Origin of the sequence: Streptomyces sp. E11-3 (genome assembly GCF_046540415.1) — a bacterium.
Classification (GTDB): domain Bacteria; phylum Actinomycetota; class Actinomycetes; order Streptomycetales; family Streptomycetaceae; genus Streptomyces.
Map to the genome: position 1 here is coordinate 654,440 of NZ_JAZGRL010000002.1, position 21,234 is coordinate 675,673.

Consider the following 21,234-nt stretch of genomic DNA (forward strand, 5'->3'; position numbering starts at 1 on the left):
ATGACGCGTCTTCCTCCCGCGATGATCCTCGGACCGCACCTGAGGGACGGACTGCCGATGCGGCGCTGGTCTGTCTGCTGGAACGCTACTACTGATCGATTCACAACGTCGGCGAGCCGATGAAACCGCCAATGTCGCAGCTGCGGGGTGCGGTGCTGCCTGCCGCCTTGTCACCAGGAAAGTCGCTGCGCCGATTCGCCGCGTGTCACCGTGCTCCGAAGGTGGCCCCAGATCGCCCGGGCATGGTGGGGGAACAGGAACGCAAGTCCCCCACACACCCGAACGGCCGCGGCCAGGTCGGTGTCCGTGCTGGCGACGAGTTTCGCGTGGTGCTTCGACAGGGATCCCGAAAGACGGTCCGGGCTGCTCGTGCAGTACGCCAGGAACGCCTCGGCCAGGCTCTCCTGGCGATGGATAGTGACCGCGTCGAGGGCGAAGGGGACCCTGTCGAGGTGCCCTCCCGCCGCTGCGGTCCGCGCGATATGTACCGCCGCGTCGTTGCGTACCTGAGGTGTCCCGAACCGGTCGATCCACCGCTCGGCGGCAATGAGGTAGCGGAGTGCCGTGCTCGCGAAACCCGAACGCCGGGCGATCATTGCCAGTTCACACAGCCGCTGCACCTGACGCCCGGCCTGCCAGTCGTCGCGCTCCGCCCGGGTGTCGGCGGTTTCATCTGGTCCCCACATGTTTCCCATGGAGACGGTGAGGATGGCCGAATCATCGGAGTCGGCCGCGAGTTCCAGCGCCTTCAAGGCGGTGTCCACATCGCCGAGCCTGGCCAGTGTGCGCGCGTGCCGCTGTAGCTCGTCGGCCTCTGTGACGAAGACTTGGGGAACCAACCCCCAGGTCTGGCGCCGACTGATCGTGTGCTCGAGGCCCTGCTTCGTCAGTTCGGCCGCCCTGGTGCTCAGCGCGTCGGCCGTGGCGGACCGGCCCCGCTCGCGGTACTCCGCAGCGGCCACGGCGAGCATCGCTGCGGTGTCCTGCTGCCGGCAGAGTGATTCAACGGCCTGTGCTGGAGCGTTCGTCTCAGCAGCGTGCGTGAGTTGGGCGCGCACCGACAGCCACGAGACAAGCGCCTGGTCGAGCTCCGGACCAAGGCCGCTCTGGACTCTGCGAGCCTCGTCCATCAGACCTCGCTCGGCAAGGTCGTAGACCACCGACGAGGTGAGCTGTCGTCGCACGTCGGCCTGCTCGACCCTCTTGAGTAACTGCAGGGCGGTGGCCCCGTCTCCGAGCTGTGCCGAGAGGACAGCGAGCGCCCCGGCGCGGTGGCCGGGGGACTCCGTCACGAACTGCCCCTGGATTTCCGCTGCGAGGGCCGTGGCGGCCGTGCTCGCACGCTGGTCGATGCCGCGCAGCGCGTGGTGCACCAGGAGGGCGCTCTCGGCAAGGGCGCCCGCGAGCTCCGTCCGTTGTTCGGCTCGTCGGCGCAGGACGGCGTCGACGGATGAGACCAAGTCTCCTGTGGAGGTGGGAAACGCCTGGGCGGGCCAGCCCGTTTCCGCCACGCCGAAGGCCAGTTCGGCGGCAACCACCAGGCGCCGCATCGGCTGGCCCATACGCTCCAGAAGCGCCGACGCCTGCGCGAAGGCGTCGCGTGCCACGGCCTGGTCTCCGGTCCGGCGGGCCGAGCGCGCGATATGTGCCATCACCTCGATCCCGTCCCATGCCGCCCCGGCGCTCAGCAGGGGCTCGGCAAAGGCGAGCGCATCGTCGAACAGCCCCGCGCCCGCGGCGATCCGGGCAAGCTCCAGATGGAGGCCTTGCACGCACGGTCCGTGGAATGCGTCATCGTGGACCGGCTCGGAGTCGTACATCTCTTCCCCGTAGGACACGGGTGTCCCCTGCATCCCGGGTGCCCCTTCGGCAGCACTGCGCAGGGCGTCCCGGACCGGGCCGGACGACCCGTGCCACAGGTGCACCTTCGCCAGCTGAACCCACACCGCGCTGCGATCCACCCCGGCCTCCAGCGTGTGTGCGAGCGAGGCCGCCTGATCCAGCAGCGCTGCCCGCCCGCTGGGGTCTGCTGCGGCGCTCGCGGCACACGCCAGGAGGTGGGCCCGGTGGGAGGCGGCAGGTTCCACGGACGCCTTTGTGGCCGAGGGCCCGGCTCTGAGCTTGTGACGCAGCGTCTCCTGCGCCTCGCTCAACTCACCCACCAAGGCCTGAGCGCATGCCGTGACCCACGCCACCTCGTCGTCGGCACCGGGCGGGAGAGGGGTGTGGGCGATGCTGCGCAGCCACGGCTCGGCGAGGTCGGGCCGGCCGGTGCTGAGCGTCTCTTCGGCGATCGCCAGGAACGTCCGATGCCTGTGGTTCGCATCGGCGATGGTCTCCGCGAAGGAGATCGCAGCCTCGTGACGGCCGCTTCGCAACAGGAGGCGGACCGCGTACTGTCTGCCCCAGGTACTAAGCAGTTGGTCCGCGAGCAGCACGCACGTACGCGGGTCTGCTTCGGACAGTCCGGTGAGCAGAAGCGCGCCGACGTCGTCGTCACGGGTCAGCCGGTCGGGCTCGCGCGAACTCACCTCGCGCAGCACCTGGCCGGCCTGCCGGGTGTCGCCGTGAGCGAGCAGCTGCAGGGCGATCAACAGTTCGTACAGGGTGCGTTCGTCTGAGGACAGATCTGCCGCGAGACGGACCGCCGCGGCCGCCCCGCTCCGTTGCAGCCGGTCCAAGGGCGACCCGGCCTGAAGACCGCCGTGGCGCGATGCGGTACGCAGCAGAAGTTCTGCGACTGCGGGGAGATCGTTCGTGGTGAGCGCGGCATCGAGCCCGAGCCGCGCCGTGATGAGAGGCGCCTCGGCATCATGGGCCATGCGGTGACGCTGCTCGGCCAGGTAATTCTCGTCACGGGCCAGCGCGACAAGGTCGTCCCAAAGTCCGGCGCCATGCAGGTGGTATGCCAGATGGGCCAGCGCGTAGGTGCTGCTCTGCTGCCCCCAGGACACCTCGCCTTCGGACAGGTGCAGTCGCGCCACGGCTTCGTGCGCCTCACCCGGGTACACGTGGTACGTGCTGTCGGTCTGCAGGAACTCCTGAAAGGACCGGTGGTAGAGCAGCACCGCCCCGTGGCCCCCTTCGACCCGTGTGAGGAACTGTCCACACAGGTGCAGTACATCCTCCGCCTCGGACAGCCGCAGGCCTGCGGCTCGCGCGATGCTCTCGGGGCTCAGGCCGTGCCCCCGGCTGACGGCCACCACGCCGAGGACGGGGCGGAAGAGCCGTCGCCATTCGGATCCGGTCCGGTCGAGGGCGAGTTCCCGGGCGAGATACCTGCGATAGACGCCGGGCAGACCTTCCGGGAGCGGCCAGTCGGCTACCGCGACCGGTGCGGGCTGTGCGGTGATGTCGTTGAGGACGTGATAGGCGTACAGGAAGTTACCGGCTGCTGCTGCGGCGACGCGCTCGGCCAGAACCTGACGTTGCGGCTCGGGTATCGCTTCAAGGCGCTGCACCACGTAGCGGAGCAGGTCGGAGTCGGCGGGGGCCTCGAAACCGGGGCCGATGTCCAGCGGTGTCGCTTCGAAACGGTCCGTGATCCTGATGTCGCCGGACCGTGCCGTGAGGAGCAGCCGCATCTCCGGGGGCGGATCGGAGGCCACGCGGGCCAGCAGATCCACGAGGTGGTCCGTGGGATGGAACCCCAGGGATTCGTCCAGCGCGTCGACCAGAATCGTCACCGGCCCCACGGAATCGCCGAGTTCCCGGCAGCGCTGCAGCGGCGTACGGATCAGCCGGTCGAAGGCGACCCTGGCCGGCACATCGTGCAGCTCCAGCTCTTCGATGACGATGCCCTGGACCCGGGCGCCGGAGTCGGCCGCCCCCACATGAACGGTTGAGTTGATGACGAGACCCGGCGTCAGCTCTTCGGCCAGCATCCGTGCGAAGGCCGACGAACGTTCCGCCAGCATCAGCGCCAAGGACTTCACGAAGCGCTGGGGGCTGAGCGTCGCGTCCTGCTGAGCGACGCAGAAGTGCCCGTACGCGGCCGTTCCCGCCGCCCGCAGCTGCTCGGCGAACACCGTCTTTCCGCAACCGGGCGGGCCCACGATCAACAGGCAGGGCGATACCTGATCCGACAGCCATTCGTCCACCCGCCGTCGGATGCCTGCCCGGGGGACGATGAGCGACTCGGGTGGTTGCAGCGCGCTCATGAGGCCTCAGTGGGCGGGGTGCGCCGCCGGATGCGCACTCCCGTTACTTCTCCGTCGGGGCCGACGTGTCCGGCTCGGACGGTCGCTTCGATGCCCCCTTGCGGCAGATCGTCGGTGTCGATGGCGGCGAGCCGGCCGTCGACCGTCTCGGCTACGGCCGTCGCCACCACTTCACGGCCGGGGGACTCCGTCTCGCGGCCAAGGATCCCCACCTCACGGCCCGTAGGCTGCGCCTCTGCCGCCCTGCGCGACGTGAGCAGTAACTGCTTCAGGGCCGCATACGACCGGTGCGCGGACGAGTCCGGCCGAATGATCGTGAAGTGATCGCCCGGCAGCACCCCGACGTCGGCGTGCGGGAACACGCTCCGGGCTGAGGCGGGCGTGACGACATTGTCCGTCTCCCCTGCGTACGCCTTGATCGGAATGGGGCAGGAGCTCGCTGTGACGGCCCGGGCGTGCACCACCCGGTTGAACACCGTTCGTTGGGCCTCGGTCACCGCCGCGTTGACCGGCCGCAGTTGCCGCTCCTGACCGTTCCGGCCACGCCAGAGAGCGCGCCGGAGCGTCAGGGCCAGCTCGGAACCGGAGTTGGGGCACGCGAACATCACGATCTGCCTGATCCGGGCCAGCTCGGTTCCCCGGCCCGCACCGAGCATCCGGGCGAGGTGACGCTGGACGATCAGACCACCCTGGCTGTGCGACACCAGCACGAGTTGCTCGAAGGGGTGCGCTTCGACTTCCAGGAACGTCTGAAGGCTGTCGGCCAGGTCGTCGAAGGACGGAATCCGGCGCAACGGGCTGAGGACCGCAACCGGGGAGCTGTACCCGAACAACAGCGGCGTCATCCCGGCCAGTTCTTCGTCCTGGCCGATCAGCTCCGTGAAGGACGACCAGGTTTGCGGTGAGGAGAACAACCCGTGGACGAAGACCACGCCGACTTGCTTGTGGACCATCGATATCCGTCTCCCCCACCCTGGAGCACCAGTATCCATCCGGAGGCTACGCCAGGCGGAGCAGCGGTGACCATCGTTCGCCCTTCGTCATGTACGCGCGTACCGACTCCAGAGCTTGATCAGCATGGACGCTCATCCTGAGCTCGCCTGGTGTCACATACACGACAGTGCGCCGCACGAGCGGCATCGACCAAGGCGCGCAGTGCCGGGAAGCGCGTCGCGGTCTTCCGCGTCCGCCTTGGTCCAGTCAGCCTGCCAAGGCGGCCCCATGAACCCTTGGGTCACTGCCCCGGCTCCGCTGCCGCCGCCGCACGCCGAAGGCGTCCAGCTTCCTCGATCAGGTCCTTCGCGCGACCATAGTCGGGTTCCTGAGCCGCGCCCCCTTGGGCAACACAAAACCCCCGCCAGCGAACTGACGAGGGCTCACAACCGAATCATCCACCGCACCAGGCGCAACTCCCGCCCCGTACGTCACGTCTACGTCAGGTCGTAGGGGACCGGAGAAGAGTCCACGGGACGCCCGGCACCTGGCTCGAAAGGATACCCGAGCCGGAACAGAGCGGCGAGCGGAGCCGTTTACGTGGGCTTGCCGACGGTGTTGGCGCACCGGAACTGCTGACGACGAAGCTTGGCAGCTCAGCGAACAATTGATCGGTTGCCAATTGGTGATGGCGGTGAATCCAATGACCGGCATGATCACCCGGGCGCACCCGCCACGGCGAGCCGTGATGAACGCGAACCCCCGGCGGCGGCCGGCGCGCGATCCGGGCGGACCGCGACCGCATCAGCCCAGGGGAGACGCCACCCGATGAACACGCCATCATCGCCGTCCGGAGCGGAGCGCACAGACGGGTCGTCCGTCCGCCTGGGCGCTCCCGTCCCGCTGACGCGGCCCGGCTGGGTCGAGGCGGGCCGACACCTGCTCGCAGGACTCGACCTGGCCGTGCGCGAGGTCAACGACGCCGGTGGGATCGACGGCAGACCACCGGAACTGGCGCTCCGGGACACCGCGGCCGACCCCGAGCGGGCCGCGGCGGCCGTGGACGAACTGGTCGGCCTGGGCGTGGCCGCCGTGGCGGCGAGTACCACAGCGTCATCGCCCGCGCCGTCGCCGCCCGGGCCGACGCCCTCGGCGTGCCGTTCCTCTGCTCGTCCGCGGCGCTCGACGCGCTCACCGAGGAGCCGACGGAGTGGGTCGCGCGTCTGGCCCCGGCCCAGTCCCACGGCTGGCGGACCTACGCGGACTTCCTCCTCGGCGCGGGCCGGCGGCGGATCGCCGTGGCGACCCAGCCGAGCGTCTACTGGGCGTCCGGGACCCGCGTCCTGCGGGACCGCCTCGCTCCCCGCGGCGCCGCCGTCGTCGAACTCGGGATCGGCGCTCCTTCCGGACAACCGGAGTTCGCCGAATGAGCCGCGGCGCAACCGAACGTGCTCGGTGAGCGATTCGGCCCGTTTCACGGTCCTGCCGACGTCATGGCGGGTGGCGGGCCGCCTGTTCTTGGAGCCGGGCGGCCGGCCAGGGCCCGAGTGGGAGGGTTTGGGTACACGGGTCGGGCAGAGCAGGCGCGGGCGAAGGTTGCGAAACCCTCGCCGGACGCGGGCGGGGGTGAGGCGGCCTGGCTCGGCGGGCGTTCCCAGGGGCGGCGGAAGTCCGCGGCAGCCGCGCGAACGAGCCGGAGCCGGGTGTGGGCGGCGGTGATCAGCCAGGTCCAGCGGTCCCCGGCCTCGGGGGTGCGGATCCTGGAGCGAGTCCCGCCGAACGTCCGCTTGATCATCCGGAAGGGTGTGCTCCAGATCGAAGCCGCGCAGGAGGCCTGCCAGCGCACGTCGCCGTCCGCGCCGGTCATACCGGCCCTGAAGGACCACAGCCACACCGGCAGCGGGGTGGCGTCGCCGGGCAGGCGGTCAACTTCGAGGCGGTCATCGTCCCGATCACGATCCTGGGATGGCCATACCGGTTGATCACCCGCCGCGCCCGCCCGCGAACTGGAGGGAACCGGTCAACGGCCGGTGAGCAGGACCCACACCGGCCCCTCGGCGAAGTTCATCGGATCGCCGGACGGCGTCGTGAACGTCGTGCCGTCCTCCTCCCCGTCCCGGCTCCATAGGACGTCGTACGCCCTGCCGTCGCGCAGCACCGTCGCCTCACCCGAGCCCACGGTCTCGCTGTACGGCGAGACGCTGCCCCATCGGTCGCTGAACTCCGAGTCCCGCACGGTGACTTGCTGGACGACCACGGTCGCCGCCTCCGACCGCCCACCGTCGGTCGTAGTCATCGCCGTCCCGTCCATCGACACCAGCCACCTCCGCTCGTCCGGCGACCACGTGAAGACGAATCGGGCCGCGGGGAAGCGGACGGTGTGCTCGTTCACCTGCCGCCCGCCGTCCGGCGCCGCCCCGAACCGGAACCCGATGTCCGCCGACTTCTCCGCCTCGGGCGCGACGTCGAGCAGCCGCTCCGGACGTACGTAGAGGTTGTGCGGCGCGTTCCTGCCGCTGTCGCGGAAGTACGCCTCGGACGCCTTCCCTGGCGGCAGCGCGTAGACAGGAGCGCCCGCGATCAGGGGATTCAGCTTCGACTGCGCCCCTGAGTACGCGAACGCGGGCCGCCCGAACTGCCGCAGCAGCTCCAGATCCGACTCGCGGGCGCTGCGCACGGGACCCAGCTCGTCGGGCAAGTCGGACGAGAGCACGGCCAGTATCCGGGTCTGCCCGGCCTCCACCTGCTCGACGTAGACGATGTCCGCCGCGCCGAGTCCGGTGTGCGGGCGCGCCGGGCCCACGTTGTCGATCTTGACGGCCAGTACGGGGGCGGGCTCGGCGGGCAGCCCGGTGAAGGGTGACAGGGCGCGTCCCCGGGAGTCCCGGGAGGGCGCGGTGCTGTTCCCCGAGTCCCCGTCGGTACACGCGGCGAGGCCGAAGGCCATGACCACGGAGACCATGGCGACGGCGGCGATGCGCTTCGCCGCCGACACGATCCGCTCCAGCCTGCCGCTGTGCGCGCCCCGCCAGTAGACGCGGCCGCATTCCGGGCAGCGCATGAAGGTGTGGTACGTGCGGCGCGTGCCGGGCCTGAGCAGGTGCTCGACCTCGCCCTTCTCGACCGGGGCCAGCGGCGCGTTGCATGCCATGCACCGGGTCCACGGGGCCAGCCGCGGCTCGAAGCGCTCCAGGACATCGGCGAGTTGGGCCTCGGCCCGTGCCCCGCGCACGTACCCGCCGAACCACAGCGACCTGCGGCGCAGCAGCCCGCGGTCCTGGGTCAGCAGCGCCCGGCGCTCGGCGTTCGCCTGCTCGATCAGCGCGTCGTCGTCCATGTCGTTGCGGTACGCGGTGTCCAGACCGATCAGCCGCAGATGCCGGGCCAGCGCTCCGAGATGGACGTCGAGGACGAACCGCAGCGGCTCCGGCCGCGGCTCCTGTGGCCGCGGGACGGGTCCCACCTCGATGTCATCGCCCTCCTGCGGCCTGTACGACACGGTGACCGGCCGCCCGTCGACGCGCAGGGACCCGACCTCCGTCAGCGGAACGCCGAGCGACTCGACCACATGACCGAGCGACGAGGTCCCGTCGGGCGGCACGAGGACCTCGCCGGTGGGCCGGTGGCGGGACGGGAGGAAGAGGCGGAGTTCGGCGGGGAATCGAAGGTGCAGCGACGATCCGGACACGTATTCAAGGATGCCACCAGGTCGCTCGCGCTGGGCGCTGACGGGTTACGGCTGCCGCGTCCGGGCTTTCGCCGTGTCGGCGGGAAGGGTCTTGCGCCTGCTGCGGGGGATCGCCTTCGATAGCGCCCCGGCTCGGTGCGGCTCGGCCGCCAGACGTCGGATCACGACCGGCCTTGACCGGGTTGAGGTTCGTTCGGCACCGCCGGGCCGCACCGTCCTGGTTCTCGCCGTTGCGGCGGGAAATTGTTGGCGGCTCGCGGCCACGCCTGCCCGCCTTCGCTCGGCCGCGCCGCGCCGCGTCTCCAGCAAAGCCCCCCGTTGGTGTGATCCCCCAGGGAGGTACGGGGGCTTGTGCAGGCGCCCCAGCCTCAGTCGCGGTCCAGCGTGAGCACCACGGCGAGCGGGGTGCCGGTGGCGCTCCAGTGGTCCACCGCGTCGGCGAGTACGTCCTGGGCGATGCCCCACTCCCGGGGCTGCGCGCGGGCGTATCCGCGCCAGCCCGACACCACCAGGAGGCGGCCGCCGGTTGCCGGGGCCCACGACAGGTCGGTGAGGCAGTCGGCGAGCGCGTCCCAGTTGCGTCCGAACCAGTCGGGCAGGGCCAGGGCGCGGGCACAGCGCTCCATGAAGGCGGCCTTGTCCGCGGCGCCTTCGAGGTCGAGTACGGCGGTGTACCAGCCCGTGGCGCGCGCGGCGGCCAGGATGGGGGCGAGGGCGGCCGCCGGGGACGGCGATGCGGGTGCGGCGTCGGTCATCGCGGAACCGCCTTGGTCATCGCAGAACCGCCGGTCATCGCAGAACCACTGGTCATCGCAGAACCGCCTTGAACGAGTTGTAGTGGTCTCGCGTGTAGTACGTCTCGCCGCCGTCACCGGTGACCAGGCGCCGCGCCCCACGGGTGCGCTCCCCTGGTGTGCGAACCGTGTACTCGCGGTAGTAGCCGCGTTGCTGACGAGGCAGCAGCCGCTCGAAGTTGCCGAAGGTCGTGCCGTCCTTCTCGTACGGGAAGGGCCCGTCGGCATCGATGAGGCGCAACGTTTCGCGTGCCTCGGGTGGCAGCTCGGCCACGAGGACCGTCGCCATGCCCCGGGCCCAGCCGGGTGTCGCGGGGGCCGATGGGCCGCTCGGCGTGCGGGTCCCGCCCGGTGTGCCGGTGTCGGTCGTCATGGCGCAGCCACCGAGCAGCAGCGCGACAGCGGACAGCAGGGCGAGTAGGAGACCGGTAGGGCGGCGGTGGGGTGGTGCCTGACGGGGCCCGTGCAGCATGCCGCCGATGCTGCCACAGGCGCCGAACCGCTGCGGGTAGGCCGCTGCTGGGCCACGATGTGTTCATGCTGCTCGCCGACGTGGCCAGAACCTCGCGGGAGATCGCCGCGACCCGTTCCCGATCCAAGAAGACCGCCCTCCTCGCCGAGCTGTTCCGCGGGATGTCACCGGACGACGCGCCGCTGGTCGTCTCGTATCTCGCGGGTCGGCTGCCGCAGCGGAAGATCGGTGTGGGCTGGACGGCCTTCAAGGAGCGGCAGCCGCCTGCCGCCGGCGCCCGGCTCACGGTCCAGGACGTGCACGAGGCGTTCGACCGGATCGCGGCCGTCTCCGGCCAGGGCTCGCAGGGCGAACGCAGACGCCTGCTGCATGAGCTGCTGGCCGCCGCCACGGAGGACGAGCAGCACCTGCTGTACGGCCTGATCGGCGGCGAGCTGCGGCAGGGCGCGCTGGACGCGCTCGCGGCCGAGGCACTGGCGGTGGCCGTCGACGCGGACCCGGTGGCGGTACGGCGGGCGGTGATGCTCGCGGGGCGGCTGGACGTGGTGGCGAGCGCGCTGGCCGCCGACGGGGTGGCCGCGTTGGACGCGTTCCGGCTCGACGTGGGGCGCCCGGTGCTGCCGATGCTCGCCAAGACGGCGAAGGACGTGGACGAGGCGGTGGAGCGTCTGGGCCCGTGTGCGGTCGAGGAGAAGCTCGACGGCATCCGGGTACAGGTGCACCGGGACGGCGACCAGGTGCGCGTCTTCACCCGTACGCTGGACGAGATCACCGTACGGCTACCGGAAGTCGTCGCCGCGGCACAGGAGTTGGCGTCCGACCGGGTGGTGCTCGACGGTGAGGTGATCGCGCTGGACGAGCGGGGGCGGCCGCGGCCGTTCCAGGACATCGCGGGCCGGGTCGGCTCGCGTTTGGACGTCGAGGGCGCCCAGGCCTCGCTGCCGTTGTTCCCGGTCTTCTTCGACCTGCTGGCCGTGGACGGCCGCGACCTGCTCGACCTGCCCGCCGGGGAGCGCCACGCGGAGCTGGCGCGGGTGACGCCCGAGCCGCGCCGGGTGCGCCGTCTGGCGGTCGACGACCCCGGTGACGTACGGCTGCGGGAGGCCGCGCGGGAGTTCGCGGCCGAGGCTCTGGAGCGCGGGCACGAGGGGGTCGTACTGAAGGCGTTGGACTCCCCGTACAGCGCGGGGCGGCGTGGGGCGTCCTGGCTGAAGGTGAAACCCGTACACACGCTGGACCTGGTGGTGCTCGCTGCGGAGTGGGGGCATGGGCGGCGGACCGGGAAGCTGTCCAATCTGCATCTGGGCGCGCGCCGCCCGGACGGGTCCTTCGCGATGCTGGGCAAGACCTTCAAGGGTCTTACGGACGCGCTGCTGGCCTGGCAGACCGAGCGGTTGCAGGAGTTGGCGGTGAGCGACGACGGGTGGGTGGTGCGGGTGCGGCCCGAGCTGGTGGTGGAGGTGGCCTTCGACGGCGTGCAGCGCTCGTCGCGCTATCCGGAGGGGGTGACGCTGCGCTTCGCGCGCGTGGTGCGGTATCGCGAGGACAAGCGGGCGGCCGACGCGGACACGGTCGAGGCGGTGCACGCGCTGCACGAGCGGTAGCGGGGCGGTACGGGACGTCGCGGACGGTGGACCTGGAGGCAGCGTGGATACGGCACAACGCGAGCGGGCGCGGACCGAGGCCCGGCAGGAGGCGGCGCGGCTCGGCGGCGAGGGGGTCCGCGCGATCGCCCTGACCTGGGTGGACAACGCGGGCATCACCCGGGTCAAGGGCGTGCCCACCGGACGGCTGCCCCACGCGGCGCATCGGGGCGTCGGGGTGTCGCCGGTGTTCGACGTCTTCCTGGTGGACGACTCCGCCACCACCAGCCGCCACATCGGCGGCCCGGACGGCGACCTCAGGCTGTTCCCCGACCTGGACCGTCTGACGGTGCTGGCCGGGCAGCCCGGCTGGGCGTGGGCGCCCGCCGACCGGTACGACCAGCTCGGGCAGCCGCACCCCGCGTGCCAGCGGCAGTTCGCGCGGCGGATGACGGAGCGGGCCGCCGGGCGCGGGATCGAGCTGCGGATGGGCTTCGAGACCGAGTGGACCGTCCTGCGGGCGCCCTCGGCGGCCAGCACGTCCGACTCCGACCACGCGCCTGACGTCGCGCCCCTCTTCGTGCCCGACCGGCCGGGCGCGGGACCCGCGTACGGCATGGCACGCCTGGTGGAGCTGTCGGCTTACCTGGACGCCGTACTGGCCGCGCTGGTGGCACAGGGCGTCGAGGTGCTGCAGATCCATCCCGAGTACTCCCCGGGGCAGTTCGAGGTGTCCGTCGCGCCCTCGGACCCGGTGGGCGCCGCGGACGACGCCGTACTGGTCCGCGAGACCATCCGCGCGGTGTCCCTGCGGCACGGCTACGTCGCCGCGTTCGGGCCGGTCGTCGAGCCGGGGGTCGTCGGCAGCGGCCGGCATCTGCATCTGAGCCTGTGGCGCGACGGCCGGAACCTGTGCCGGGGCGGCGAGGGGCCGTTGGGGATGACGGCGCTCAGCGAGGCGTTCCTGTCCGGGGTGCTGGACGCGCTGCCCGCCCTGCTGACCGTCGGCGCTCCCTCACCCGCGAGCTATCTGCGCCTGGAACCCTCGCGCTGGGCTGGTGCGTTCCAGTGCTGGGGGCCAGAGAACCGAGAAGCCGCCCTCCGCTTCATTACCGGCCCGCCGGACGAACCGGACGCCGCCAACGCCGAGTTCAAGTGCTTCGACGCCGCCGCCAATCCCTACCTGCTGGTCGGCGCGGTGATCGCGGCGGGCCTCGCCGGTCTGGACGCGGCGCTCGCGCTCCCCGCGCCCGTGACCGGCGACCCGGTCGGCCAGGACCAGCCGCGGCTGCCCACCTCGCTGCCCCGCGCGCTGGCGCGGTTCACCGCGTCGTCGGTGCTGCGCGAGGCGCTGGGCGAGCCGCTCTTCGAGGCGTTCGCGGCGGTACGCGCCGCGGAGGCCGAGCTGTTCGACGGCACGCCGCCCGCGGAGCTGGCGGCCGTCACTCGGGGGCGGTACTGAAACTGGGCCGAGCTGGCCGGGGCGATGCGCGCGAGATCGTACGCCTGGAGCGCCTGGCGGAGGCGACGGCTTACGCGTCCGACCGCTCCGAAGACCCCGCCGCGTGGGTCACTCGCCTGGCCAACGCCGTACTGCTTCACCATCTGTGGTGGTCGGCGGCGCACACCGGGCTGCCGCTGCGACTGCCACTGCCACTGCACACCAGCTTCGGCGACCCCGACCTGCGGCTGCGCCATTGCGACCCGCTGCTGCTGACCGACTTCATCCGGGCGGTGCGCCCCCACCGGCCCCGCTACCGCCCCTGCGAGCCCTCGCTGTCCGGGTCCGCGCGGTCCAGCGCCGGGCGGGGCGCCGGGCCCGCCTCCAGCAGATAGTCCGCCGCCGCAGTGTCCGTGACCAGGCTGGTGACCAGGCCCGAGCGGAGCACCGCGTCGATCGCGCCCGCCTTACGCAGCCCGCCGGCGATCGCCACCACCTCGGGGATACGCCGCAGCCGGTCGGCCTCGACCGTGATGCACCGCTCCCCCAGGTCACGGCCGACCCGGCGCCCCTGAGCGTCGAAGAGGTGCGCGGACATCTCGGCGGCGACCCCGAGCGAGGCGTAGTGGGCGCGCTCGTCGTCGGTCAGCATGTCGTGCACCGTGGAGATACCGGGCTCCCAGGAGCCGATGGAGACCGCGGCGACGGTGACCTTGTCGAAGTACTCGAAGGCGCGGGCGATCCCGGTCTGGTTGCGCAGCGCCGCGGCGGTCGCCGGGTCCGGCAGCAGCATCGGCGCGTAGATGGGGTGCGCCTCTCCCCCGGACACCTGCGCGGCACGCCGTACCGCCTCCACCGAGCCGCGCTCGGCGGTCCCGGCGTCGTACACGCCCGTGAGCTGGACGACGGTGCACGGCGGCAGCCGGTCCAGGGCCGCGGCCATGTGGATCGTGGAGCGGCCCCAGGCGAGCCCCAGCACATCGCCCTCGGTGACGAGTTCGCCGAGCAGATCGGCGGCCACCTCCCCCAGGTTCTCCGGGTCGGGCGACTCCTCGGCCGAGTCCGCGGGGGACTCGACGACGACCGCGTGCCGCAGGCCGTAACGGGCCCGCAGCCGGTCGGAACGCTCCGCGTCGAGTTCCGCGGGTACCCGGATCTCGATCCGCACCAGGTCCCGTTCGAGCGCGGTCTCCAGGACCCGCGCGACCTTGAAGCGGCTGACGCCGAACTCCTCGGCGATCTGGATCTTGGATTTGCCCTCGAGGTAGAAGCGGCGGGCCATGGCCGCCGCCTGCACCAGCTCAGCGGGTCCCATCCGCAGGGCTGGCCGACCCGCCGACATGCCGGACACGGCAATCTCCTCACTGTTCACAAGTTCACTGAGCGACTCACCGTTCATCCTCGCAGATCCGGCGGCCTTGATCAGTCGTGCAGTACTGCGTTCACCTGGCCGTGGCTCAGCGGACGCGCGGTCGGTGACTCAGTGGTCACACGCCCAGGCCGCCGCCGCGGTCACGACCTGCTCGTGTGACGCGGCGGCGGCCTCCGCCTTCGCGCGCAGCGAGCGCATCGCCGCGGCCGGGTCGTCCTTGCCGAAGACCGCGGAGCCCGCCACGAAGACGTCGGCGCCCGCGTCGGCGCACCGCTCGATGGTGGCTTCGGCGACCCCGCCGTCGACCTGCAGCCACAGCTCCAGGCCGTGCTTGGAGATCAGCTCACGGGTGCGGCGGATCTTCGGCAGCATGATGTCCAGGAAGCTCTGGCCGCCGAACCCCGGCTCCACGGTCATGATCAGCAGCATGTCGAGCTCGGGGAGCAGGTCCTCGTACGGCTCGATGGGCGTCGCGGGCTTCAGCGCCATGGAGGCCCTGGCCCCCTTGGCGCGGATCTCGCGGGCGAGCCGTACGGGCGCGGCCGCGGCCTCGGCGTGGAAGGTGACGGACCCGGCGCCCGCCTCCACGTACTGCGGCGCCCAGCGGTCGGGGTTCTCGATCATCAGGTGACAGTCCAGCGGGGTGTCCGTGGCCCGGCTCAGGGACTCCACGATCGGCACTCCGAGCGTCAGGTTCGGCACGAAGTGGTTGTCCATCACGTCGACATGGAGCCAGTCGGCACCTTCGACGGCCTTCGCCTCGTCGGCGAGCCGCGCGAAGTCAGCGGACAGGATGCTGGGATTGATCTGAACTGCCATGCCCACCAGACTGCCATGCCCGCGGAGGTTTCCCACCCCCGGTCCTAGCCAGTCACCCTCGAGCGTACCCGGAACCTCACCTTCCGTGCCGTTCTGGCGTTTTGGCCCTGCGGGACGGGCACGCGCGAGGCCGTACGCCGGGGTGAACGCGGTTGACCTCGACCGGGCTTGAGGATGAAGGCCGTACGCGACGTGAGGAGCGCCCCCGAGACGCTCGCGCGGGGCTGACGGCGCCGCCTGGCGGTGTACCTGCCCCGACCACCACCCGAAACCTGCTTTGCATGATCATGCGCGATTATGCATAATCTTCCCATGTCTAAGGTCCTCACCTCCCTCCCCGCCGGCGAACGCGTCGGCATCGCCTTCTCCGGCGGTCTCGACACCTCCGTCGCGGTCGCGTGGATGCGCGACAAGGGCGCCGTCCCGTGCACCTACACCGCCGACATCGGCCAGTACGACGAGCCCGACATCGCCTCGGTGCCCGGCCGCGCGAAGACCTACGGTGCCGAGATCGCGCGCCTGGTCGACTGCCGCGCGGCACTGGTCGAGGAGGGCCTGGCCGCACTCACCTGCGGGGCGTTCCACATCCGTTCGGGCGGGCGTGCCTACTTCAACACCACGCCGCTCGGCCGCGCCGTCACGGGCACTCTGCTGGTCCGGGCGATGCTTGAGGACAACGTCCAGATCTGGGGCGACGGCTCGACCTTCAAGGGCAACGACATCGAGCGGTTCTACCGGTACGGCCTGCTCGCCAACCCGCGCCTGCGGATCTACAAGCCTTGGCTGGACGCGGACTTCGTGACGGAGCTCGGCGGCCGCAAGGAAATGTCGGAGTGGCTTCTCACCCACGACCTGCCCTACCGCGACAGCACCGAGAAGGCGTACTCCACCGACGCCAACATCTGGGGCGCCACCCACGAGGCCAAGGTCCTGGAGCACCTCAACACCGGCGTGGAGACCGTGAACCCGATCATGGGCGTGCGGTTCTGGGACCCGGAGGTCGAGATCGCCACCGAGGACGTGACGATCGGCTTCGACCAGGGCCGCCCGGTGACGATCAACGGCAAGGAGTTCACCTCCCCCGTCGACCTGGTGATGGAAGCGAACGCCATCGGCGGTCGGCACGGCATGGGCATGTCGGACCAGATCGAGAACCGGATCATCGAGGCCAAGAGCCGCGGCATCTACGAGGCGCCCGGCATGGCCCTGCTGCACGCGGCGTACGAGCGCCTGGTCAACGCGATCCACAACGAGGACACCCTCGCCCAGTACCACAACGAAGGACGGCGCCTCGGCCGGCTGATGTACGAGGGCCGCTGGCTGGACCCGCAGGCGCTGATGGTGCGCGAGTCGCTGCAGCGCTGGGTCGGCGCGGCCGTCACCGGCGAGGTGACGCTGCGGCTGCGGCGCGGTGAGGACTACTCGATCCTCGACACCACGGGCCCGGCGTTCAGCTACCACCCGGACAAGCTCTCCATGGAGCGCACCGAGGACTCGGCGTTCGGCCCGGTGGACCGGATCGGCCAGCTCACCATGCGCAACCTCGACATCGCCGACTCGCGCGCCAAGTTGGAGCAGTACGCCGGACTCGGCCTGATCGGCACCGCCGCAGCGACCGTCGGGGGCGCTATCGGCGCCGCCCAGGCGGCCGCGACCGGGCTGATCGGCACCCTGCCGGAGGGCGGCGCCGAGGCCATCGCCTCCCGCGGCGAGGTCTCCGGCGACGACGAGATGCTGGACCGCGCCGCGATGGAGTTCGGCACCGACTGACCAGGGGGACGGCGTACCGCCTAGGGGGCGTCTCCCCGATCTTCGCGGATCAGCCTGCGCCCGCTGCGAAGCAGCTGATGTCTCGCGGTGCGGTGCATCGGCGTGCGGCCGGATCGCCCTCGTACTGGACGTACTTGGGTGATTCGGCCGTGCGTCGGAGGGGGTCCCTCCCTGCTCAATGGGGTCTCCCCTGCTCGAGCGCAGCCGAGAGCTTGGGGAAGCAGTCGAGAGCTTGGGGGCGCGTGCCAGGCGTCGCGGGCCCGCGAAGATCGGGGAGACGCCCCCTAGCGGGTTTCTCCCCCTACGCGGTACGCCGCAGCACCGCCAGGTACATCGCGTCCGTGCCGTGCAGGTGCGGCCACAGCTGTACGTCGGGCCCGTCGCCGAGTGCCGGGACCCCGGGCATCAGGGGGCGGGCGTCGATGAGTTCGGCGCCGCCGTGCTTCTTCAGTACGTCCTCGACGACGGCGCGCGTCTCGGCGAGGTGCGGCGAACAGGTGGCATAGCCGACGACGCCGCCGACGCGTACGGCCGACAGCGCCTCCTGGAGCAGGCCGCGCTGCAACGGGGCGAAGCCGTCCAGGTCCTCGGGACGGCGCCGCCAGCGGGCCTCGGGGCGGCGCCGCAGGGCACCGAGCCCGGTGCAGGGCACGTCCATCAGGACGCGGTCGAAACTGCCGGGGCGCCAGGGCGGACGGGTGCCGTCGGCGGCGATCACCTGGTACGGGCCGGGGTTGCCTTCCAGGGCCTGGGCCACCAGGCGGGCGCGATGCGGCTGCTTCTCGGACGCGAGCAGCAGCGCCCCGCGCTGGGCGGCGAGCCCGGCCAGCATGGCGGCCTTGCCACCGGGGCCCGCGCAGCCATCCAGCCACCGCTTGTCGGGGCCGTCCAGCGGCGCCTGGGCGAGCGCGANCCGCGGCCGCCCCGGATCCGTAACCGCCAACGGCACAGGCCCCAACACCTCAGCGTCACCCGGCAGTTCAACCGCGGCGAGGAACTCCGCGAGAGCCTCAGGCCGCCCCGACACCGCCGCCATCCGGGACACCGGCGGAAACCCCAACTCCGCCCGGTCCGCCAGCTCCCGCACCGCGTGCCCCACCGGATCCCACCGCACCAGCGCCTGCACCGGCCGCAATGTCGGCTCGGCGACAACCACCACCGTGCCCCCGGCCCCCTGCGGCCGCACCAACGCCGCGGCCCCGATCCACCGCCGCAACGCCTCCTCACCCGCACGCAGATCAGGCCGCCCCAACATCGCCCACCCATCAAGCAGCAACGCGGCCGCGTACCCCCCGTCCGCGACCGGCTCAGCACCCGGCGTCGACACCACGAGCGCAGGCCCGCCAGGCACCGTATCCAGCACCTGCTCCCGCCCCGAAGTACGCACCGGCACCGCGGGAAAGGCCCGCCCCAGCTCCTCAGCCGTACGCCGCGCCCCCACGATCTGGGCCCGCAGCCGGAAGCCCCCACACTCCGGACAGTGCCACTCACTCTCACCGCGCCCGCACCACCCGCAGTGCAACGCCCCCGCGTCCCGCGCCTCCAGCGGCCCCGCGCAGTGCCGACAGCGCGCAGGCGCCCGGCACCGCTCACAGGCCAGCCGGGGAACGTACCCGCGCCGCGGCACCTGCACCAGCACGGGCCCGTGCGCCAACGCCTCCCGCACCACCCGCCAGGCGAGTGTCGGCAGTCGCGCGGCCCGCGCCGCCTCGTCCCTGGCCAGATCCTGGTCCCCCACGGTGCGCACCAACGGCGCGGCAGTGCGCACCTGCTCGCGCCCAGCGGTCAACGGCCGCGCCCAACCACTCTCCACGAGCTGCGCCGCCTCCACGGTGCAACTCCAACTCCCCACCAAAAACCCGCACTTGTCGTGTGTGGCCCGCAACTGCAGCACCTCGCGCGCATGCGGCTGCGGGGCATGCGGCTCGCTGTGGCTGCCGTCCCCGTCTTCCCAGACGGCGACAAGCCCCAGATCCCGCACGGGCGCGAACATGGCGGCCCGCGTCCCCACCACGGCCCGCACTGACCCACGCCGTACGGCAAGCCACTCCCGATACCGCTTCTCGGGCCCGGCATCGGCGGTAAGCACCGCATGGCGACCCACACCGAGCAGCGCCGTCAACGCGGCGTCCACCCGCCCCGCACTCCGTCCATCCGGTACGACGACGAGCGCACCCCGCCCCGAGGCAAGCGTCGCCCCCACCGCACGTGCCAGCTCATCGGCCCACTCCGGCCCCGGCAAGGCGTTCCACACGGCCCGAGGCGCTTCCCCCTGAGCCAGCGCCCGCAGAAAGGCCGCCCCCTGGGGATACCGCACCCAGGTCCCCGGCTCGGGCACCGCGGGCGGCGGCAACGGCTCAGGCGACTTCTTGCCTTCCGCCCGAGCGTTCCTGGGCGGCACGGCCAGCTGCAGCACATCCGCGAGGCTCCCCGCATAACGGTCGGCGACCGCCCGCGCCAACCCGAGCAGCTCCGGGCTCAGCACCGGCTCGGGCGACACCACCTGCGCCAGCGCCGCCAGCGGCCCCGCGTAGTCCGACTCGGCGCGCCGCTCGACCAGAAACCCCCCGATCAGCCCACCGCCCTCACGCCGCCCGCCGTGCACCCGGTGCTTCCCGGCCCCGAACCGCACCCTCACCCGCACCCCCGGCTGCGCATCGGCATCCAGCTCCTCGGGCACCGCGTAGTCGAAGTACCGGTCCAGGTGCAGCACGCCCTTGTCCACCAGCACCCGCGCAACCGGCAGCTCCTTGGCCAGCGCGGCCCCCCGCCAGGTCCGCGGCTTGGCCCGCGGCACCTTGGCCCCCCGCACCGCCTCCCGAATGAGCGCAAGCTGCTCCGGCTCGGGGGCGCCCCCCGAACCGTCCGGCTGTCCGTTCTCGCTGCTCACAGCCAAATTCCTACCAGACCCCACTGACACTCATGGCACGACAAAGGCGCGGCCCTCCCCTCCGGGAGAGCCGCGCCTCGTAGTCCCTTACAGGACCCGCGTCCTACAGACCCGCAGCCTTACGCAGCGCGTCCACGCGGTCCGTGCGCTCCCACGTCAGGTCCGGCAGTGCGCGGCCGAAGTGGCCGTACGCCGCCGTCTGGGCGTAGATCGGGCGCAGCAGGTCCAGGTCGCGGATGATGGCGGCCGGGCGGAGGTCGAAGACGGCCGAGATGGCGGCCTCGATCTTGTCGACGTCGACCTTCTCCGTTCCGAAGGTCTCGACGAAGAGGCCGACGGGCTCGGCCTTGCCGATCGCGTAGGCGATCTGGACCTCGCAGCGGGCGGCCAGGCCGGCCGCGACGACGTTCTTGGCGACCCAGCGCATGGCGTACGCGGCCGAGCGGTCGACCTTGGACGGGTCCTTGCCGGAGAACGCGCCGCCGCCGTGGCGGGCCATGCCGCCGTAGGTGTCGATGATGATCTTGCGGCCGGTGAGGCCGGCGTCGCCCATCGGGCCGCCGATCTCGAAGCGCCCGGTGGGGTTGACCAGCAGGCGGTAGCCCTCGGTCTCCAGCTTGATGCCGTCCTCGAGGAGGGCCTTCAGCTCGGGCTCGACCACGAACTCGCGGATGTCGGGCGCGAGCAGGGAGTCCAGGTCGATGTCCGACGCGTGCTGCGAGGAGACGACGACCGTGTCGAGGCGGACCGCCTTGTCGCCGTCGTACTCGATGGTGACCTGGGTCTTGCCGTCGGGGCGCAGGTAGGGGATGGTGCCGTTCTTGCGGACCTCGGACAGGCGCTTGGAGAGCCGGTGGGCGAGGTGGATCGGCAGCGGCATCAACTCGGGCGTCTCGTCCGACGCGTAGCCGAACATCAGGCCCTGGTCGCCCGCGCCCTGCTTGTCCAGCTCGTCCTCGTCGCCCTCGACCCGCTTCTCGTACGCGGTGTCGACGCCCTGCGCGATGTCCGGGGACTGGGCGCCGATGGACACCGAGACGCCACAGGACGCGCCGTCGAAGCCCTTCTTGGACGAGTCGTAGCCGATCTCGAGGATCTTGTCGCGGACCAGCGTCGCGATGTCGGCGTACGCCTTGGTCGTGACCTCACCGGCCACATGTACCTGTCCGGTGGTGATCAGCGTCTCGACGGCGACCCGGGAGGTCGGGTCCTCCCGCAGGAGGGCGTCGAGAATGGTGTCGCTGATCTGGTCAGCGATCTTGTCGGGGTGACCCTCGGTCACAGACTCCGAGGTGAAGAGACGACGGGACAC

13 protein-coding genes and 2 pseudogenes are annotated in these 21,234 nt (G+C 71.6%); 5 read left to right on the plus strand and 10 right to left on the minus strand.

What is annotated here, in order from left to right:
• Positions 1 to 170: 170 nt before the first annotated feature.
• The gene (locus U9R90_RS21735) at positions 171 to 3,626 is read right to left on the minus strand and encodes a hypothetical protein (RefSeq protein WP_411058326.1); all 3,456 of its coding nucleotides are present in this window, start codon (positions 3,624 to 3,626) and stop codon (positions 171 to 173) included.
• Between the two features lie 15 nt (positions 3,627 to 3,641).
• Here U9R90_RS21735 and U9R90_RS21740 point away from each other — a divergent pair, with 15 nt between their 5' ends.
• Complete coding sequence (locus tag U9R90_RS21740) at positions 3,642 to 3,845, plus strand: hypothetical protein (RefSeq protein ID WP_411058327.1); 204 nt, start codon at positions 3,642 to 3,644, stop codon at positions 3,843 to 3,845.
• Between the two features lie 311 nt (positions 3,846 to 4,156).
• On the opposite strand, the gene U9R90_RS21745 is transcribed toward U9R90_RS21740, so the two are convergent.
• The gene (locus U9R90_RS21745) at positions 4,157 to 5,113 is read right to left on the minus strand and encodes an esterase/lipase family protein (RefSeq protein WP_411058328.1); all 957 of its coding nucleotides are present in this window, start codon (positions 5,111 to 5,113) and stop codon (positions 4,157 to 4,159) included.
• A gap of 808 nt (positions 5,114 to 5,921) precedes the next feature.
• Here U9R90_RS21745 and U9R90_RS21750 point away from each other — a divergent pair.
• Positions 5,922 to 6,493, plus strand: a pseudogene (locus U9R90_RS21750) (ABC transporter substrate-binding protein); the annotation flags it as partial.
• A gap of 51 nt (positions 6,494 to 6,544) precedes the next feature.
• Here U9R90_RS21750 and U9R90_RS21755 read toward each other — a convergent pair.
• From U9R90_RS21755 to U9R90_RS21770, 4 genes and pseudogenes are all read right to left on the minus strand, one after another.
• Positions 6,545 to 7,032, minus strand: a pseudogene (locus U9R90_RS21755) (transposase); the annotation flags it as partial.
• An 81-nt stretch (positions 7,033 to 7,113) separates the two neighbouring features.
• A complete protein-coding gene (locus U9R90_RS21760) occupies positions 7,114 to 8,781 on the minus strand; it encodes a Mut7-C RNAse domain-containing protein (RefSeq protein ID WP_411058329.1) in 1,668 nt (555 codons plus the stop codon).
• Between the two features lie 368 nt (positions 8,782 to 9,149).
• Positions 9,150 to 9,536, minus strand: coding sequence for a barstar family protein (locus U9R90_RS21765; protein WP_411058330.1), 387 nt, complete (start codon positions 9,534 to 9,536; stop codon positions 9,150 to 9,152).
• 52 nt (positions 9,537 to 9,588) lie between these two features.
• Positions 9,589 to 10,047, minus strand: a complete 459-nt coding sequence (locus U9R90_RS21770; RefSeq protein WP_411058331.1) for a ribonuclease domain-containing protein — start codon at positions 10,045 to 10,047, stop codon at positions 9,589 to 9,591.
• Between the two features lie 65 nt (positions 10,048 to 10,112).
• Here U9R90_RS21770 and U9R90_RS21775 point away from each other — a divergent pair, with 65 nt between their 5' ends.
• Positions 10,113 to 11,651 (plus strand): ATP-dependent DNA ligase, encoded by a 1,539-nt coding sequence (locus tag U9R90_RS21775; protein ID WP_411058332.1) that lies wholly within the window; start codon positions 10,113 to 10,115, stop codon positions 11,649 to 11,651.
• A gap of 43 nt (positions 11,652 to 11,694) precedes the next feature.
• Positions 11,695 to 13,092: a glutamine synthetase gene (locus U9R90_RS21780; protein ID WP_411058333.1), complete on the plus strand. Its 1,398-nt coding sequence runs from the start codon at positions 11,695 to 11,697 to the stop codon at positions 13,090 to 13,092.
• 292 nt (positions 13,093 to 13,384) lie between these two features.
• On the opposite strand, the gene U9R90_RS21785 is transcribed toward U9R90_RS21780, so the two are convergent.
• Both U9R90_RS21785 and rpe read right to left on the minus strand, forming a co-directional pair.
• Positions 13,385 to 14,413 carry a sugar-binding transcriptional regulator gene (locus U9R90_RS21785; RefSeq protein WP_411059766.1) on the minus strand — a complete coding sequence of 343 codons (1,029 nt, stop codon included), beginning with the start codon at positions 14,411 to 14,413 and terminating at the stop codon, positions 13,385 to 13,387.
• Positions 14,414 to 14,551: 138 nt separating this feature from the next.
• Positions 14,552 to 15,262: a ribulose-phosphate 3-epimerase gene (gene rpe / locus U9R90_RS21790; protein WP_411058334.1), complete on the minus strand. Its 711-nt coding sequence runs from the start codon at positions 15,260 to 15,262 to the stop codon at positions 14,552 to 14,554.
• Between the two features lie 312 nt (positions 15,263 to 15,574).
• On the opposite strand from rpe, the gene argG reads away from it, so the two are divergent.
• Positions 15,575 to 17,032, plus strand: coding sequence for an argininosuccinate synthase (argG, locus tag U9R90_RS21795; RefSeq protein ID WP_411058335.1), 1,458 nt, complete (start codon positions 15,575 to 15,577; stop codon positions 17,030 to 17,032).
• A 301-nt stretch (positions 17,033 to 17,333) separates the two neighbouring features.
• Here the strand turns inward: argG and U9R90_RS21800 are convergent, their stop codons facing one another.
• A complete protein-coding gene (locus U9R90_RS21800; RefSeq protein ID WP_411058336.1) occupies positions 17,334 to 19,922 on the minus strand; it encodes a primosomal protein N' in 2,589 nt (862 codons plus the stop codon).
• A 103-nt stretch (positions 19,923 to 20,025) separates the two neighbouring features.
• Complete coding sequence (metK, locus tag U9R90_RS21805) at positions 20,026 to 21,234, minus strand: methionine adenosyltransferase (protein WP_411058337.1); 1,209 nt, start codon at positions 21,232 to 21,234, stop codon at positions 20,026 to 20,028.